At 66.7% G+C, this 16,473-nt stretch carries 9 protein-coding genes; 4 read left to right on the forward strand and 5 right to left on the reverse strand.

Going from position 1 to position 16,473, the window contains the following annotated elements; genetic code table 11:
* Positions 1-151: 151 nt before the first annotated feature.
* The 3 genes from JVX90_RS04910 to JVX90_RS04920 form a co-directional block, all read right to left on the reverse strand.
* Complete coding sequence (locus tag JVX90_RS04910) at positions 152-3,895, reverse strand: multifunctional oxoglutarate decarboxylase/oxoglutarate dehydrogenase thiamine pyrophosphate-binding subunit/dihydrolipoyllysine-residue succinyltransferase subunit (RefSeq protein ID WP_205331309.1); 3,744 nt, start codon at positions 3,893-3,895, stop codon at positions 152-154.
* Between the two features lie 154 nt (positions 3,896-4,049).
* A complete protein-coding gene (locus JVX90_RS04915) occupies positions 4,050-7,649 on the reverse strand; it encodes an ABC transporter ATP-binding protein (protein WP_240194146.1) in 3,600 nt (1,199 codons plus the stop codon).
* Between the two features lie 8 nt (positions 7,650-7,657).
* Positions 7,658-8,419: a hypothetical protein gene (locus tag JVX90_RS04920; RefSeq protein WP_240194147.1), complete on the reverse strand. Its 762-nt coding sequence runs from the start codon at positions 8,417-8,419 to the stop codon at positions 7,658-7,660.
* Between the two features lie 227 nt (positions 8,420-8,646).
* Here JVX90_RS04920 and JVX90_RS04925 point away from each other — a divergent pair, with 227 nt between their 5' ends.
* Positions 8,647-10,140, forward strand: a complete 1,494-nt coding sequence (locus tag JVX90_RS04925) for a DHA2 family efflux MFS transporter permease subunit (protein WP_205331311.1) — start codon at positions 8,647-8,649, stop codon at positions 10,138-10,140.
* Here JVX90_RS04925 and JVX90_RS04930 read toward each other — a convergent pair.
* Positions 10,132-10,797 (reverse strand): TetR/AcrR family transcriptional regulator C-terminal domain-containing protein, encoded by a 666-nt coding sequence (locus tag JVX90_RS04930; RefSeq protein ID WP_240194062.1) that lies wholly within the window; start codon positions 10,795-10,797, stop codon positions 10,132-10,134. The two genes, JVX90_RS04925 and JVX90_RS04930, sit on opposite strands and share 9 nt — an antisense overlap.
* 126 nt (positions 10,798-10,923) lie before the next feature.
* Between JVX90_RS04930 and JVX90_RS04935 the strand changes: the two genes are divergently transcribed.
* From JVX90_RS04935 to JVX90_RS04945, 3 genes are all read left to right on the forward strand, one after another.
* Positions 10,924-12,090, forward strand: a complete 1,167-nt coding sequence (locus tag JVX90_RS04935) for a serine hydrolase (protein WP_205331312.1) — start codon at positions 10,924-10,926, stop codon at positions 12,088-12,090.
* Between the two features lie 83 nt (positions 12,091-12,173).
* Positions 12,174-13,436, forward strand: coding sequence for a metallophosphoesterase (locus JVX90_RS04940; RefSeq protein ID WP_205331313.1), 1,263 nt, complete (start codon positions 12,174-12,176; stop codon positions 13,434-13,436).
* Complete coding sequence (locus tag JVX90_RS04945; protein WP_205331314.1) at positions 13,433-16,024, forward strand: AAA family ATPase; 2,592 nt, start codon at positions 13,433-13,435, stop codon at positions 16,022-16,024. The genes JVX90_RS04940 and JVX90_RS04945 overlap by 4 nt, the downstream gene beginning before the upstream one ends.
* 8 nt (positions 16,025-16,032) lie before the next feature.
* Here JVX90_RS04945 and JVX90_RS04950 read toward each other — a convergent pair whose 3' ends face one another.
* Positions 16,033-16,473: a hypothetical protein gene (locus JVX90_RS04950; RefSeq protein ID WP_205331315.1), complete on the reverse strand. Its 441-nt coding sequence runs from the start codon at positions 16,471-16,473 to the stop codon at positions 16,033-16,035.

Genomic DNA, 16,473 nt, shown 5'->3' on the forward strand with positions numbered 1-16,473 from the left:
GCCCTGAGGGGAGAGCACGCGGACGTGGCGAACGGGACAGCGAAGGCCCATCCGCCCTCCCCGTTTCCGGCGTCTTTGACCTGACCCGGGGCGAACGGACCAACGAAAAGCCCGGACCGTCGAAACGGTCCGGGCCTTTTGGTTCAGCGGATCAGGAGAAGGCGCTGTCGATGATCTCCGCCTGCTCGACGGCGTGTACCTTGCTCGAGCCCGATGACGGGGCCGACATGGGACGACGCGAGATGCGACGCAGACCCGACAGGACCTCGGGAAGCAGCTCAGGCAGCCAGAGGCCGAGGAACGGCCATGGGCCCTGGTTGGCGGGCTCTTCCTGGACCCACACGAAGTCGCCCGCGTTGGGGTACTGCTCCAACGTGCGAGCGATGCGACGATGCGGAACCGGGTACAGCTGCTCGACGCGGACGATCGCGATATCGTCGCGTCCGTCCTTCTCCGCGCGTGCGGCGAGTTCGTAGTACAGCTTGCCGCTCACCAGCAGCACACGCTTGACCTTCGACCGGTCGGCGCCCGCCGAAGCGAAACGCGGATCGTCGATGACCGACTGGAACTTGCCCTCCGTGAAGTCTTCGATCGGCGAGACGGCTGCCTTGTTGCGCAGCATCGACTTCGGCGTGAACACGACCAGTGGACGGCTGATGCCGTCGTGGACGTGGCGACGCAAGAGATGGAAGTAGCTGGCGGGCGTCGACGGCAGCGCGACGGTCATCGAACCCTCTGCACACAGCTGCAGGAAGCGCTCGATACGACCGGACGTGTGGTCCGGGCCCTGGCCCTCGTGGCCGTGCGGCAGCAGCAGCACCACATCCGACCGCTGGCCCCACTTGGCTTCACCGGAGCTGATGAATTCGTCGATGATCGACTGCGCGCCGTTGACGAAATCGCCGAACTGCGCCTCCCACAGGACGAGGGCGTCCGGGTTCGCGACGGCGTAACCGTACTCGAAGCCGAGGACCGCGTATTCCGACAGCGGGGAGTCGTACACGAGGAAACGGCCGGGGCCGTCGACGCCGAGATGGTTCAGCGGCGTGTACTCGGAGCCGTTGTCCCGGTCGATGAGGACGGAGTGACGCTGAGTGAACGTGCCGCGTCGCGAGTCCTGACCCGACAGGCGGACGGTGGTGCCCTCCTGCACGAGGGAGCCGAACGCCATCAACTCGGCGAACGACCAGTCGACATCGCCCTTGGTGGGCATCTCGTGGCGACGCTTGATGACGGGCTTGACGCGCGGGTGCGGCGTGAAGTCCTCGGGCAGATTGACGAACGCGTCGCCGATCTGCTGGAGGCGCTCCTGCGGCACCGACGTCACCAGCTTGGTGCGGAGCTTCTGGTCGCCCTCGACCGACGGCGAGGCCTCCGGGGTGAAGCGTTCGAGCTCCTTGACCTCGACGAACACCCGCTCCAGCTGGCCCTGGTAGTCGCGCAGAGCGTCCTCGGCCTCCTTCGTCGAGATGTCGCCACGGCCGATGAGAGCCTCGGTGTAGCTCTTGCGGACACCGCGGATGTTGTCGATCACGTCGTACATCGCAGGCTGCGTCATCGACGGGTCGTCGCCCTCGTTGTGGCCGCGGCGGCGGTAGCAGACGAGGTCGATGACGACGTCGCGGTTGAACGCCTCGCGGTAGTCCACGGCGAGCTTGGCAGCCCAGACGCAGGCTTCCGGGTCGTCGCCGTTGACGTGGAAGACCGGTGCGCCGATCATCTTCGCGACGTCGGTGCAGTACTGCGTCGAGCGCGAGTACTCCGGCGCCGTGGTGAAGCCGACCTGGTTGTTGACCACGATGTGGACGGTGCCGCCGGTGCGGTAGCCGTTCAGCATCGACATGTTCAACGTCTCGGGCACAACACCCTGGCCGGCGAACGCGGCATCACCGTGCAGCATCAGCGGCAGGATGGCGAAGTTGTGGTCTTCGCCGAGCAGGTCCTGCTTGGCGCGGACGATGCCCTCCAGGACCGGGTCGACGGCCTCGAGGTGGCTGGGATTGGCGGTCAGCGAGACGTTGATCTCGTTGTCGCCGAACATCTGGTAGTACTTGCCCTCGGCTCCGAGGTGGTACTTCACGTCGCCCGAACCGTGCGACTGCGCCTCGCCGAGGTTGCCCTCGAACTCGGTGAAGATCTTCGAGTACGGCTTGCCGACGATGTTCGCCAGGACGTTCAGGCGGCCGCGGTGCGGCATCCCGATGACGACTTCCTGCACGTTGTGGTCGGCGGAGCGGTCGATGACGGCGTCCATCATCGGGATGACGGTCTCGGCGCCTTCGAGCGAGAAGCGCTTCTGCCCGACGTACTTGGTGGCGAGGAACGTCTCGAAGGCCTCGGCGGCGTTGAGCTTGCTCAGGATGTACTTCTGCTCGGCCACCGGCGGCTTGACGTGCTTGATCTCAACACGTTCCTGCAGCCAGCGCTGTTGCTCGGGATCGAGGATGTGGGTGTACTCGACGCCGACGTGGCGGCAGTACGCGTCACGCAGGATCGACAGGACGTCGCGCAGCTTCATCGTGTCCTGGCCGTGGAAGCCGCCGACGGTGAACGACCGGTCGAGATCCCACAGGGTCAGGTTGTACGTGAGGACGTCGAGGTCCGGGTGCGCGGCGCGTGCGTCGCTGTCCATGGCCAGCGGGTCGGTGTCGGCCATGAGGTGACCGCGGCTGCGGTATGCGGCGATGAGCTCGAGGACGCGGGTGTTCTTGTCGACGAGGCCTGCGGGCAGGTCGCGCCGCCAGCGGATCGGCTCGTACGGGATGTGCAGTGCCGTGAAGATCTCGTCGTAGAACGCATCGTCGATCAGCAGATTGTGGATCGTGCGCAGGAAGTCGCCCGACTCGGCGCCCTGGATGATCCGGTGATCGTAGGTCGACGTGAGCGTCATCAGCTTGCCGACGCCCATGGTGGCGAGCTGCTCCTCGCTCGAGCCCTGGAACTCGGCGGGGTACTCCATCGCGCCCGCACCGATGATCGCGCCCTGTCCCGGCATGAGTCGGGGGACGGAGTGCACGGTGCCGATGGTGCCGGGGTTGGTCAGCGAGACGGTGACGCCCGCGAAGTCGGCTGCGCCGAGCTTGCCGTCACGCGCACGTCGGACGATGTCCTCGTATGCGGCGACGAACTGTGCGAAGTCCATCGTGTCGCATTCCTTGATGGCGGCGACGACGAGAGTGCGCTGACCGTTCTTGCCGGGCAGGTCGATGGCCAGGCCGAGATTGGTGTGCGCGGGAGTGACGACGTTCGGCTTGCCGTCGATCTCCTCGAAATGGTTGTTCATGTTCGGGAACGCCTTGATCGCCTGGACGATCGCGTAGCCGAGGATGTGGGTGAAGCTGATCTTGCCGCCGCGCGTGCGAGCGAGGTGGTTGTTGACGACGATGCGGTTGTCGATCATCGCCTTGGCCGGGACGGCGCGGACGCTTGTCGCGGTCGGGATCGTCAACGACGACGTCATGTTGCGGACGATCGCGGCGGCCGGACCACGGAGGATCTTCGACTCGTCGGTCGCATCGTTGCTGGCGGGTTTGGAGGCCGATGCGGCGCGGCTGGTGCCGGACGCCGCTTTGGTGGCTGCGGCTTCACGTGCGGGGGCCGGACGGGCGGGCTGCGCTGTGCGTTCCGGCTCGGCGTCGAGGGTGACCGGCTGCTTCGGCTGAACCGGTGCAGCAGGCGCGGCCGGGGCAGCAGGTGTGGAGGGCGCGGCAGCGGGTGCTGCGGGCGCCTTCGGTGCTGCGGCGGCAGGAGCTGCGCCGTTCGAGGGGCTGTAGTTCTTCAGCAGGTCATGCCAGCTGGGATCCACAGAGTCGGGATTGGTCAGGAATCGCTGGTACATTTCTTCGACCAGCCATTCGTTCTGTCCGAAGTCGGACTCAGAAATCGAACTGCTCACAGCGTTGTCTCGCCTCAATTCACCCAGTGCTTTGTAGTCTCGCCGACGGGTTCGTGCAGTCTTGTGGACCGCTACGCGCCAGCCAATCCTCAACCCTACGCGGACCGCGTCGCCGCCGTAGTGTTCATCGTGACGTTCGCGCTGAATACAACTTTCATGTGGTGGAAATCATACGATCTCCGGCGTCCCAGAGACGGCGGTAAGACCCTTGAGCTTCGTACAGGTCGTCGTGAGCGCCGAACTCGACGATGCGGCCGTCGTCGACCACCGCGATCGCGTCGGCCCGGGCGGCAGTGCCGAGGCGGTGCGCGACGATCACGGTGGTCCGCCGCCGGGCGAGGGCCGCCCCCGCGGCGAGCACGTGCGCCTCCGTCGCCTGGTCGAGCGTCGCGGTCGCTTCGTCGAGGAGAACCAGATCGGGTTCGACGAGTTCGGCGCGCGCGAGCGCGATCAGTTGTCGTTGACCGGACGACAGACTCCGACCGCGCTCGCTCACGGTGAACTCCATGCCTCCGGGCAGGCCCGCGATCATCGTCGCCGCACCGACTCGACGGGCGGCGTCGGCGATCTGTTCGCGGGTCGCGTCGGGTCGCCCGTAGGCGACGTTGTCGGCGACCGTGCCCGCGAACAGGTGCGGTTCCTGCGGGACCACTCCGAGCCGTGAGCGGTACCGGCGCAGCGTCACGTCGCGGAGATCGCGACCGTCGACGGCAACCGTTCCCGCTGTCGGATCGTAGAAGCGTGCGAGCAGTTTGACGACGGTCGACTTGCCCGCGCCCGTCGCCCCGACGAGGGCGAGAGAAGTGCCTGCGGGGATGTGCAGATCGAGGCCGGTGAGTGCATTTCTGGATGCTCCGCTGTATGCGAAGTCGACACCGGTCAGACGCACGTCGCCGTCGAAGGCGATCGGTCCGGTGTCGGCGACGTCGACGATCGACGACTTGGTGGTGACGAGGTCGCGGATCCGGCGCAGACCGACGGCGGCCTGCTGATATCCGTCGAACACCTGGGTCAGCTGTTGAACCGGGCCGAACAGCATCGCCAGGTACAGCACGAACGCGACGAGCGTCGCGGGATGCAGGTCGCCTCGGGCGATCTGGTGCGCGCCGACCCCGACGGCCACCGCTGTCGCGAGATCGGCGCAGAACGTGATGAACGGAAAATAGGTCGCGACCGCGCGCTGGGAGGTCATGCGCGCCGAGTACCACGCGTCCGATCGCGCGCCGAACGCCTCGGTTGCGACCGTGACGTGGCGGTACCCGCGTGTGGTGGACAACCCGGCGATGTTCTCCTGGAAATCGGCGTTGACTGCGGAGATCAGTTCCCGAGCACGGGTGTACGACGCCGACGAGATCCGGCGGAACACGACCGTCGCGACGATCAGGATCGGGAAGATCGGCAGCACCGCCATCGCCACTCGCCAATCCGTCAGCAGGAGGGCGGCGAGGACCCCACCGAGCGTGAGAACCGACACGACCGCCGATGACATGCCGGTCTGCAAGAACCCGGACAGTGCGTCGACGTCGGTCGTCATGCGCGTCATGATGCGCCCCGAGAGTTCCCGCTCGTAATAGTCGAGACCGAGCCGCTGCAGGTGGGCGTAACTGCGCACACGCAGCGAGAACAAGACGCGTTCGCCCGCTCGCGCGGCGAAGATCGTGTTCATTCGCGACGCCAGCCACGAGACGGCGATCAAGCCGAGGCCGATGGCCGTGACGGCGACGATCACTCCGGTGTCGTCAGCAGCGAGCACTCGCTGCGCCAACGTCGGGAACGCCAGACCCACCAGGGTGTCGACACCGATCGTCACCACAACGGCCGCAAGCAGCAGGCGAACCGGCCGGACGATCTGGCGGAGGCCGAAGTCCGGTCGTTCCCGTCGTGCTGCGGTGACGTCCACCTTCGGGTCCTCGGTGGCGGGCGGAAGCGAGGCGAGCGCATCGGCCAGGGCCGGGGACGCGGCGGCGGCGCCGAGGGCTCCGGCCGCGTCGGTGCGATCGACGCCCGGCCACAGCTTCTCGATCGTCTCCGGGGCGGAGTCGTCTTCGTCCGTCGTGGACATCAGACGGGAGAACTCGGGACTGCGCGCGGCCAATTCCGCGGGTGTGCCGATGTCGACGATGCGGCCTTGCGCCAGGACCGCCACACGGTCGGCGACGGACAGTGTCGAAGCCCGATGCGCCAGGACCAACATCGTCGAACCCTGCTCGCGGAGACGGTCGAGGATGCGGGATTCTGTGGAGGCGTCCACCGCAGACGTGGCGTCGTCGAGAACAAGAATCGGAGTGTGTGCGTGCAGGGCCCTTGCCAGTGCGACTCGCTGTCGTTGGCCTCCGGACAGAGTCAGGCCTCGTTCGCCGACGCGGGTGTCGTATCCGTCGGCGAACGTCTCTGCGAAGTCGGCGGCTGCGGCTCGTGCGGCCATCTCGACGGCCGGGCGGTTGAGCTCGGCTCGGTCACCGAGTCCGATGTTCGCCGCGATCGAGTCGGAGTAGAGAAACGGTTCGTCGTCGACTGTCGCGACGGCGCTGTGCAGCACATCGGGAGCGAGGTCTGACACGTCGACGCGGCCGTTCGCACCGACGATCCGCACGGCGCCGGACTGCGGCCGATACACACCGCTGAGCAGATCGGCGAGGGTCGACTTTCCCGAACCCGGTCCGCCGATCACCGCTACACATTCGCCGGGTTCGATCGTCAACGACAGCCCGTCGAGGATGCGACGGCGATCGTGAGCGAACGTCACGTCGTCGAACCGGATGCCCAGCGGCCCGCGTGGGAGGGAGCCGTTCGACGTGTACGCGGCGTCACGCGGATGGTCGATCACGTCGAACACCCGCGTGGCGGAGGACGCCGCGAGCTGCGCGTTCACCACCAGATTGGTGAGGACCCGTGCGAGTCCGGTCATTGTCGCGAGGTACGTGGAGAACGCCAGGAAGGTGCCCGCGGTGATGTCGCCGCGGGCCGCGAGCCACCCTCCGAGGCCGATGACGCCGATCATTCCGATCTGGGGGATCGAGGTCATGGTCGGGGTGAACCAGGCGGCGAGGCGCGCTGCGCGCAGCTTCTTCCGATAGAGGCCGGCGCCTAGGTCGGCGAGCCGATCGGTTGCTCGATCCTCCTGCCCGAATCCCTTCACCACGCGGACGCCCGTGACCGTCTCCTCCACGTGGCTCGCGACATCGGCGGCCGCCTGTTGCGCCGACCAGGTGGCGGCGAACATCCGCTTGCGGCTGATGTACACGAGGAGGACAAGCAATGGGATCGTCCCGACGGCCACAAGAGTGAGGACGGGGGAGAGGAAAGCCATCACGGCGAACGCGAGCACCGCTTGCACGGCACCGCCGATCGCCAACGGAGTCATCGCGAGAAGGCCTTGCACCACCTGCAGGTCGCTGATCGACCGTGACACGATCTGACCCGTTCGGATGGTGTCGCGCGAGGGACCGTCGAGGTGAAGCAGAGTGTCGAGAATGCGTCGTCGGAGGCGGTCCTGGACGCCGACGGCGAGCGCGCCCGCAGTCATCCGACGCCCGAACTGGCACGCGTACCGGATGACGGCTGCCAGCACGAGCGCCACAACGATCGTGCTGAGCGCGATCGCCGGGGCGCCCCGGTCGCCGGTAGCGACGTCGATCGCGGCTTTGACAAGGAGCGGCGCCGTCAGATCGACGGCGACCGCTCCCAGTGTCACTGTCAACGTTGCGGCGGCGAGACCGCGGCGTCGGACACATTCGGCGCCGAGTGACGCGATCCAGCCGCTCAGTTGGACTCCTGCGCGGTGCCTCGCTGGCTCGATGCCAGACCCTTGCGGCGTGCCGACGACGGCGTCGCAAGGCTGCCCTCGATGACGGAGGCGCCGTCGTGCCAGAAGGTCGGTGGAGTGCCGAAGGCCTCACGTGCGTTGCGGACCACCGCGCTGCCGAGTGCGCGGTTGCCGACACCGCCGATCACCGCGCCGATGCCGCCGGGCAGGATCTTGCCGAACATGACCGGGGCCTTGCCGAGGGTGAACTTCTTGACGAAGCGGTTGGTAAGCGTCTTGTTGATCGTGGCCAGATTGACTCCCGGAATCCCGGGCACATTGAGCTGCGTCATCGCCGACTTGCTGCGTGCACCGATCGCCTTGCCGATCACTGCGGTGCCTTCTTCGCCGAGTGCGACGCCGAGGACCAACATCCGTCGACGTTCGGTGTCGGCGGGGCTGATCCCGTGGACCTCCGCTATCGCGAGGGCGAGCAGGGCCGACGCCTCGATGAAGAAGACGGTCTCGGCCGACATCGCGCCGATCGCGGTCACGGTGCCGACACCCGGGACGGCGGCGGCGGCGCCCACGGCTCCGCCCGATGCGGTCACCGTGTTGATGTACTGCTTCTCCAGACGCCTGATGATCTGCTCCGGCGTCTCGTCGGGGTGGCGGCGTCGAATGCTCGCGACGTACTTGGTCACGGCGGGTCGCTGGAGCCGCTGAGCCTTGTCGACGAGAGTGCTCACGACGAAGCCGGACGACTTGCCGCGCGGCACCTCGACGGCCCCGCCGGGCTGAGCCGGAAGTGCGGGGGCGGACTGGGGAGCGGACTGCTTCTTACCGAACACGTCGTTTCTCCGTTCTGTGCGGCGGTTGGGCCGGCGGTTCGGAGCGAACCACCTTCGTTCAACCACGTCCTGACGCCATTATTCCCGCCCTTCGGGTGTCGGTGAACGGTGATAACCTTCACTGCTGTCCAGCCGCACCACAGGGGGAGTCAGATATGTCAGTTCCAGGCGGATCGACGTTCAAGCCGGTCACCGACCGCCCGTGGGCGGCGCTGATGGCGCTGTGCATCGGCTTCTTCATGATCCTCGTGGACATGTCGATCGTGGCCGTCGCGCAGCCGCAGATCAAAGACGCGCTCGACGCGAGCGTCAGCGGAATCGTCTGGGTGACCAGTGCGTATCTCCTCACGTACGCGGTGCCGCTGCTGATCGCCGGGCGGCTCGGCGACAAGATCGGGCCGAAGAAGGTGTACCAGGCGGGCCTGCTGGTGTTCACTCTCGCGAGCCTCTGGTGCGGCCTCGCTGATTCCATCGGGGAACTGATCATCGCCCGCGGCGTGCAGGGACTTGGCGCGGCTCTCATCACGCCTCAGACGATGGCGTTGATCACGCGCATCTTCCCGCCTGAGCGTCGAGGTGCAGCTATGGGAGTCTGGGGAACCGTCGCAGGCGTCGCCACCCTCGTCGGCCCGCTGCTCGGCGGAATCCTCACCGACTCGTTCGGTTGGGAGTGGATCTTCTTCGTGAACTTGCCGGTCGGTCTGATCGGCCTGGTTCTGGCGCAGATGCTGGTGCCCGACGTCGAGACACACGACCACAAGTTCGACTGGATCGGAGTGATCCTGTCCGCCGCAGGACTCACGGCCATCGTGTTCGGCATTCAAGAAGGAGAGAGTTACGACTGGGCCGCATGGATCTGGGGTCTGATCGGCGGCGGCATCGCCTTCATGGTGTTGTTCGTGGTGTGGGAGAGCAAGATGCGCGCCGAACCGCTGGTGCCGCTGAGTCTCTTCCGAAACCGAAACTTCACCCTGTCGAACATCGGCATCATGTCGATGGGCTTCGCAGTCTCGGGTTCGATGATCCCGATCATGTTCTTCCTGCAACTCGTCGGCGGCATGTCGCCGACGAGGTCTGCGCTCATCATGGTCCCGATGGCGGTCTTGACGGGCATTCTCGCGCCGATCGTCGGACGAATCCTCGACCGGGTGCACCCCAGCCTGATCGTCGCGACCGGACTGCTCGGCTATGCGATCGCCACCGCGTGGGCGGGTTTTGTGTTCCACCCGGACACACCGGTCTGGCTCCTTCTGCTGCCGACGATGCTCATGGGTGTGTCGAGCGCCGGAATCTGGGCGCCCCTCGCGGCGACTGCGACCCGCGACCTCCCGTGGCACCAGGCGGGCGCCGGTGCCGGCGTCTACAACACGACACGTGTCGTGGGGTCGGTCATCGGCGCGTCGGCCATCGGCGCACTGATGATGTCTCGTCTCGCAGCCAACGTCCCGGGTGCGGACTTCGATCACAGCGAAGGCGGCGCGACCGGGCAACTCCCCGAGATGATCCGCGGCGGATTCGCCGACGCCATGGGCCAGTCGATCTACCTGGCCGCGGGCATGCTGCTCATCGGTTTCGTCGCGACGCTCTTCCTCAAGCGGCCAGCTCACCAGGGCGCACCCGCCCCGGCTAAGGACTCGCTCTCAGCGTGACGCGCGGACCTCGATCGCGTCGATGAACAGACCGAGCGCGACCTCGAACTGGTCTTGGTCGTCGACGTCCGGGAGATGTTCCGAGACGGATGCCAGGTTGGGGAAACGGTCGGGGTCCACCGACTGGTATTCGCGACTCCACGCGAGACGATCGGCGGCGAGATCGTCGGCGGGAAGGGTGGCGATCGCCGCTTCGAGCGCGGCGTAGGAGAGTGCGACGTCGACCAGTGCGCGATAGTACGACGCCGCTTCGGCGCCCTCGATTCCGGCGGACAGCAATGCCCCGATGACGAGGTCGGCTCCGGCGAACTCGGCTTCGCTGCGGACAGTTCGGCCGGCGACGGCCACCGCCACGTGTGGGTGTGTCCGGCAGGCGTTGCGGACGCTGTGGCCGAGTACGCGGAGTGTCTCGCGCCAATCCTCCGCCGGCTCGATCTCTCCGACAGCGTCCTTGAGCAGACGGTCGGCGAGGGCGAGGAGCAGGTCGTTCTTGTTTCGGAAGTGTCGGAGAACTGCCGTGTGGTCGACGTCGAGCGCCCGACCGAGACTCCGGAATGTCAACGCATCGGCGCCGTCGGCATCCATGATCGCCACAGCTGCGTCGATCACCCGACCGCGTGTCAGTCGGGGGCGCGGGGCGTCTGGAGTGGTCGGCACACCGCTGATCCTACGTGCCGGAGTGGCACCGGTTCTGCAATGTCACCACTGTTGACAACTGTGGTGACCAAGTGGTTGCATTCGAGTCGTTCCACTCGAGCAGATTCCCTCCCAAGGAGTTCAACCATGCTCATTCGTCATCGCGCCGCCGCCGTCCTTGCGGTCGTCGTCTCACTCGGACTCGTCGCGCCGCCGGCGGGCGCGGTGCCGGAGCCGGAGTCTCTGCCGGTTCTGCCTCACGTGATCTTCTACAAGACGACGACCATGGCGCCGTCGTCGAACCCTGTTGCACTCCCGCGAGTCTCCGGCCGACTCGGCGCGACGTACCGCTACCAGGGCAAGACGCGGACCTTCGACGACTACCTTCGTCGCACGTCCGCCCGCGCGCTGGTCGTGCTGCACGACGGCGAGCTGCTTGATGAGCGCTACTTCGCGGGCTACACGATGAACAGTCACTTCAACTCGTGGTCGGTGGGCAAGTCGATCACCTCGACGGCGGTCGGCATCGCGGTCGGCAAGGGCCTCATCAAATCGGTCGACGATCCGATCACGAAGTATCTCCCGGAATTGAAAGGCTCCGGATACGCCGGAGTGCCGATCAAGCACATCCTGCAGATGTCGTCCGGCCAACGCTACGACGAGTCGAGCTACGCCAACGTCACAGACGGGGCCACCGGCACCACTATCCGGATGGTGCTCGGGCAGCCGCTGATCGATCAGGCCCGACAGTCGGTCCGGAAGATGCCGTCGGGGAAGCAGTTCAACTACGCGTCGCTCGACACTTTTGTCCTCGGCCGTCTTGTGACCAAAACCAGTGGTCAACCGCTCGCAACGTTTGTGCAGAACAACATCTGGAAGCCTGCGGGAATGAAGAACCCGACTCCGGTCGGCGAGGACTACTACGGTTCGTCGATCGCGTACGCCTCCTATCACGCGACGACGCGCGACTTCGCACGCTTCGGTCAGCTGTTCATGAACGGCGGTGTGGTGAACGGCCGCCAGGTGGTGCCCGCCGCATGGGTGAAGGAGGCGACGTCGGTGCAGTCGGCCCAGGTCGCGAATGGTGCGCTGCACGACGGTTCCGTGTACGGCTACGGCTACCAGTGGTGGCTCGGCGACGGTGATCGCGGTGACTTCCTGGCCGTCGGCATCCTCGGTCAGTACGTGTACGTGTCGCCTCGGGACAGAGTTGTGATCGCGCAGAACAGTGAGGACCTTCAGGCCGACACGAACATGGAAGAGGCGTTGCCCGCATTCCGCGCGATGGCCGATCGGATCACTTCTCGCGGCTGACCGCGTGCCGGAATCGGGAATTGTCAGACCCCGCTCGTAGTATTTCAGGCGAGTCGATCGCTGAGATCAGGAGAGGGGGAGCGATGAGCCGGCCGATGTACGAGATGGAGCCTCTCTTCGAGCTCGATCTCCCCGAACCCCCGCCTGCTCCGACGAAGAAGGCGACGCCGAAGCGCCGAGTGGAGCCTGCTCCGCCCGCCCCTGCCGTCGATCCGGAAGTCACGTTCCTGCACACCGCCGACTGGCAGCTCGGGATGACCCGCCGTTTTCTACCGGGCGAGTCCCAGCACACCTACGCGGCGGCCCGCGACGCCGCGGTCGTCCGCATCGGCGAGGTGGCCGTGGAGACCGGCGCCGAGTTTGTTGTGGTCTGCGGTGATGTGTTCGACGATCCGCGGGTCTCCACCCGCATCATCCGTAGGACACTCGATTCGCTCGGCGACTATCCGGTCCCCGTCTACCTGCTGCCCGGCAACCACGACCCACTCGACGCGACGAGCGTGTACACGTCGGCGGAGTTCGTGCGTGCCTGCCCGCAGAACGTCCACGTACTCGACAAGCCAGGTGTCGTCCGCATCCGCGATGGTGTGAGCATAGTGGCGGCGCCGTGGCACACAAAGCATCCGTCGTCCGATCTGATCGCCGACCAGTTGGCCGTTCTCGGCCCGTCCGACGACATCAGGATCGTCGTCGGTCACGGCGGCATGGACAGCCTCAGTCCCAACCCCGACCCGTCGATCGTCGCCAGTGCGGGCGTCGACGCCGCAACTGCGGCGGGTCTCGTCGACTACGTTGCGCTCGGCGACCGTCATTCAGTCACGTCCGTCGGCGACACCGGACGGGTCTGGTACTCCGGTGCCCCCGAAGTCACGGCGTTCGACAACGTCGAGACCGAACCCGGCCATGTGCTGCAGGTGACGCTGCGGCGAGGCGGGGACCGGTCGATCGACGTTCAGCGGCACCGTGTCGGCCAGTGGGCGTTCCGCACGCTGACCCAGGACATGAACTCGATCGCCGACGTCGACCGGCTGCGGGAAACGCTGAGCGCGCTCACCGACAAGCCTCAGACCGTGGTCCAGCTCGGTCTCGTCGGCACCCTGACCGTGGCGGAGAACGTCGCTCTCGACGAACTGTTCGACGAGTTCGGCGACCGTTTCGCGGGGCTCACGACATGGGACCGGGAGCACAACCTCGTCGTGGTGTCCGACGACGCCGATCTCGACACCCTTGATCTGCAGGGATACGCCGCGCGTGCAGCCGCGGAGATCGCCCAACGGGCGGCCGACGAACCCGAGGCGCGGTCGGCGCTGTCGTTGCTTCTGCGTCTGGCCGGGAGCCGAGCGTGAGGGTTCATCGGCTGAAGGTTGTGAACTTCCGCGGTGTTGTTGAACGCGAAGTGGTCTTCGCCGACGTCGGCGTGACCGTGATCGAAGGCGAGAACGAGGCGGGGAAGTCGTCGATGGTCGAGGCTCTCGACCTGCTGCTGACGACGCGCGACAAGAGCAGCAAGGCGAGTGTGCGTGCCGTGCAACCGTCTGGTCGAGACGTCGGCAGTGAAGTGACTGCCGAGATCTCCTGTGGGCCATGGCGTTTCGAATATTTCAAACGCTTCAACAAAGCGCCCGAGACATCACTGACCATCCTGGAGCCGAAACCCGAACAGTTGACCGGCCGGGCGGCGCACGAGCGCGTCGAGCAGATCCTCGATGCGTCTCTCGACCGCACGCTGTACCGGGCATTGAGTCTGCTGCAGTCGACTGACCCTGAGCTCGGCGCGCTGACCGACAGCTCGGCGCTGTCCAGGGCGTTGGACCGGGCCGCGGGCGACGTGGACGTGGAGCAGGCGGGGGAGAGCCCGCAGACTCAGGACCTTCTCGCCGCCGTCACCGCTGAGTATCAGCGGTACTACACCGCTGCACAGGGCAGGCCGACCGGGGAACTGTTGGCCGCCGAGCGGGCGGCGGTCGAGGCTTCGAACGCGGTTGCCGAACGAGAACGGATCCTCGCGACCGTTCAAGAGGCGACAGACCGACTCCCGGGTGTCGCCGACGCCATCGCCGAACTCGCTGAGCTGGAGTCCGAACAGCGCGTTGAGGTGGCCAGGCTGGCCGCCGAGGTGGCCCAAGCCGACGCCGTCGTCGAGAAGCTCGACAAGGCGAAGGCGGTCGTCGCTCAGCGGCAGGCCGAGGCCACAACAGCGGTGAAGGCCGTCAACGAACGCAAGGGCCTGCGCGCTCGTCTTGGGCAAGCCGAGTCGGACGTCGCGTCCGGCCGTGCGGCTGTAGAGTCGTCGCGGAATGACGCTCGCACGGCGGCTCAGCGGGCCGATGAACTAGGTATCGAGGCGACCGCGGCGCAGGAGCGGCTGGCTGCCCTGCGCGAGCGGATAGTCGCAGCCGAGGCGGCAGAAGTTGTCGCGCGCGACCGCCGGCGCCGCGCCGAGCTCGACGCGACGATCGGCGCGGCCGCTCGGCTGCGATCTGAGTTGTCCGAGGCGGAGAAGGTTGCGGCCGACCTTGTGGCGACCGACGCCGACGCGGCTCGCGCGGTGAATTTGGACCGCGCGATCGCCGCAGCTCAAGCGCGTGTGGACGCCGGAGTCCCGACAGTGATCGTGACTCCACTGGGCGGCGGCGTGACCGTCGACGGCCAGGCGGTCACCGGCGAGACAACAATGAAGGCCGGACATGCGGTGTCTGTCGACGCGGCTGAGGTCCGGGTGCGGGTAGTGCCGGGAGACGACGCACAGGCGTTGGCAGGCGAACTCGAGGCGTTGCGCGATGAGGCGACCGCCCTCGTCGATCGATGCGGTGTCCAGCGACTGTCGGATGTCGTCCCGGTCGCCGCGCGACGCACCGAGGCGCTCGGACGGATCCGCGAGGTGGAGCGTGCGCTTCGGCGAGAACTCGGTGAGCGCAGCGTCGACGATCTGACCTCCGAGAGAGACGCGGTCGACGCGCGGATCCCGGACGTCGAGCCGGAAGACGTCGACGACCTCGGTGCCCTCCGTGTTCGGGAGCGGGATGCCGCGAACGCGTACGCCGCCGCTGAGCGGGCTCGTGACGTGGAATCTGCGCGTGCTCGTGAACACACGAGCCGTGCTGAGGTCTGGGAGAAGTCCGGCGAGAGGGCAGCCGAGACCGCGGTCGCCCTTCGTGAAGAAGTGATGCGGGCAGTGGCGGAGGCCAGTGATGCAGATTTGGTCTCGGCGGCATCGGCTGCAGCGCGAGACCTGGAGGACGCGCAGGTCGCGGCGTCGAAGGTGGCTTTGGACGCCGCGCGTATGGATGTCGCGGGCGTGCGCGCGCGTTACGACGAAGCCGAAGCGGCGCTCGACCGCACACGCTCGAAGATCGCTGACGAGCGCAAGACTCAGACGGAACTGACGACCCGACTGGAGGTCTGCCGGAGCGACGGCCGCTTTGACGAATTGTCCGACGCTGTTGCAGAGAACGATGCGGCTGTCGCAACGCTGCGCCGAGTGACCGAGCGTGCGGCCGGTGCGCGGGTGCTCTTCGAGACGTTGCAGCGAAAGCGGACCGAGAGTCGAGCCAGGTACGTCGACCCGTTCACGCGCCGCCTCGAGGAGCTGGCCGGCCCCGTGTTCGGAGACGGCGTTCGGTTCGGAGTCGCTGACGACTTCCAGATCCAGACGCGCACCCTCGACGGGGTGACCGTCGATGTCGAGTCGCTGTCGGGCGGGGCCCGCGAGCAGCTTGGCCTGCTCGCGCGGCTCGCATGTGCGTCCCTCGTCGACGAGGCCGACGGCGTGCCGGTGATCCTCGACGACGCTCTCGGGTACTCCGACCCGAAACGACTCACCTCTATGGCGCAGGTCCTCGGACATGCGGCAGGCGACTCCCAGATCATCGTCCTGACCTGCACGCCTGACCGATACCGCGACGTCCGTGACGCGACGTTGATCGCCGTCTGATCTGGCTGTCAGTCGACGACATACCCGTTTCGCCCGCTGCGGTCGCGTTGCCGCCGGATGACGTAGCGACCGGGGGCCATTCCCGTGGCACCGTGCTCCGGATGGATCAGGTATGCGGTCACGGTGGTCTCAAGCAGGCCGAGTGCGAGCCGAAACGAGTCTCGGACCTGCGGATTCCACCGGCAGAGACCGACGTCGGAAACTAGGACGTGTGGGTTGCCGCCTGACTCGCTCCGCAGCAGTTCGATCCCGGCACCGCGCACCTCGAAAGGCCGGTCGGCGAATGTCCTGACTTCTGGCACGAGGTCGGCGGGGATCACGATGAGGTCGCCTTGAGCCTGTATCCCACTGATGACTGGGACATGAACCTGTTTGTCGAGATGGTCGAGGACGTCGATGCCCGCGCGGACTGCGAGGTGGGCGAGTGTGGTTGGGCTGTCTGTGATCAT

This window comes from Gordonia sp. PDNC005 (assembly GCF_016919385.1).
Lineage (GTDB): Bacteria > Actinomycetota > Actinomycetes > Mycobacteriales > Mycobacteriaceae > Gordonia.

What these genes read in the sequence shown, in the direction of transcription:
- JVX90_RS04925 (WP_205331311.1), top strand. Translation starts at nt 8,647, where the DNA reads ATGTCAGTTCCAGGCGGATCGACGTTCAAGCCGGTCACCGACCGCCCG.
- JVX90_RS04935 (WP_205331312.1), top strand. Translation starts at nt 10,924, where the DNA reads ATGCTCATTCGTCATCGCGCCGCCGCCGTCCTTGCGGTCGTCGTCTCA.
- JVX90_RS04940 (WP_205331313.1), top strand. Translation starts at nt 12,174, where the DNA reads ATGAGCCGGCCGATGTACGAGATGGAGCCTCTCTTCGAGCTCGATCTC.
- JVX90_RS04950 (WP_205331315.1), bottom strand. Translation starts at nt 16,473, where the DNA reads ATGATCACAGACAGCCCAACCACACTCGCCCACCTCGCAGTCCGCGCG.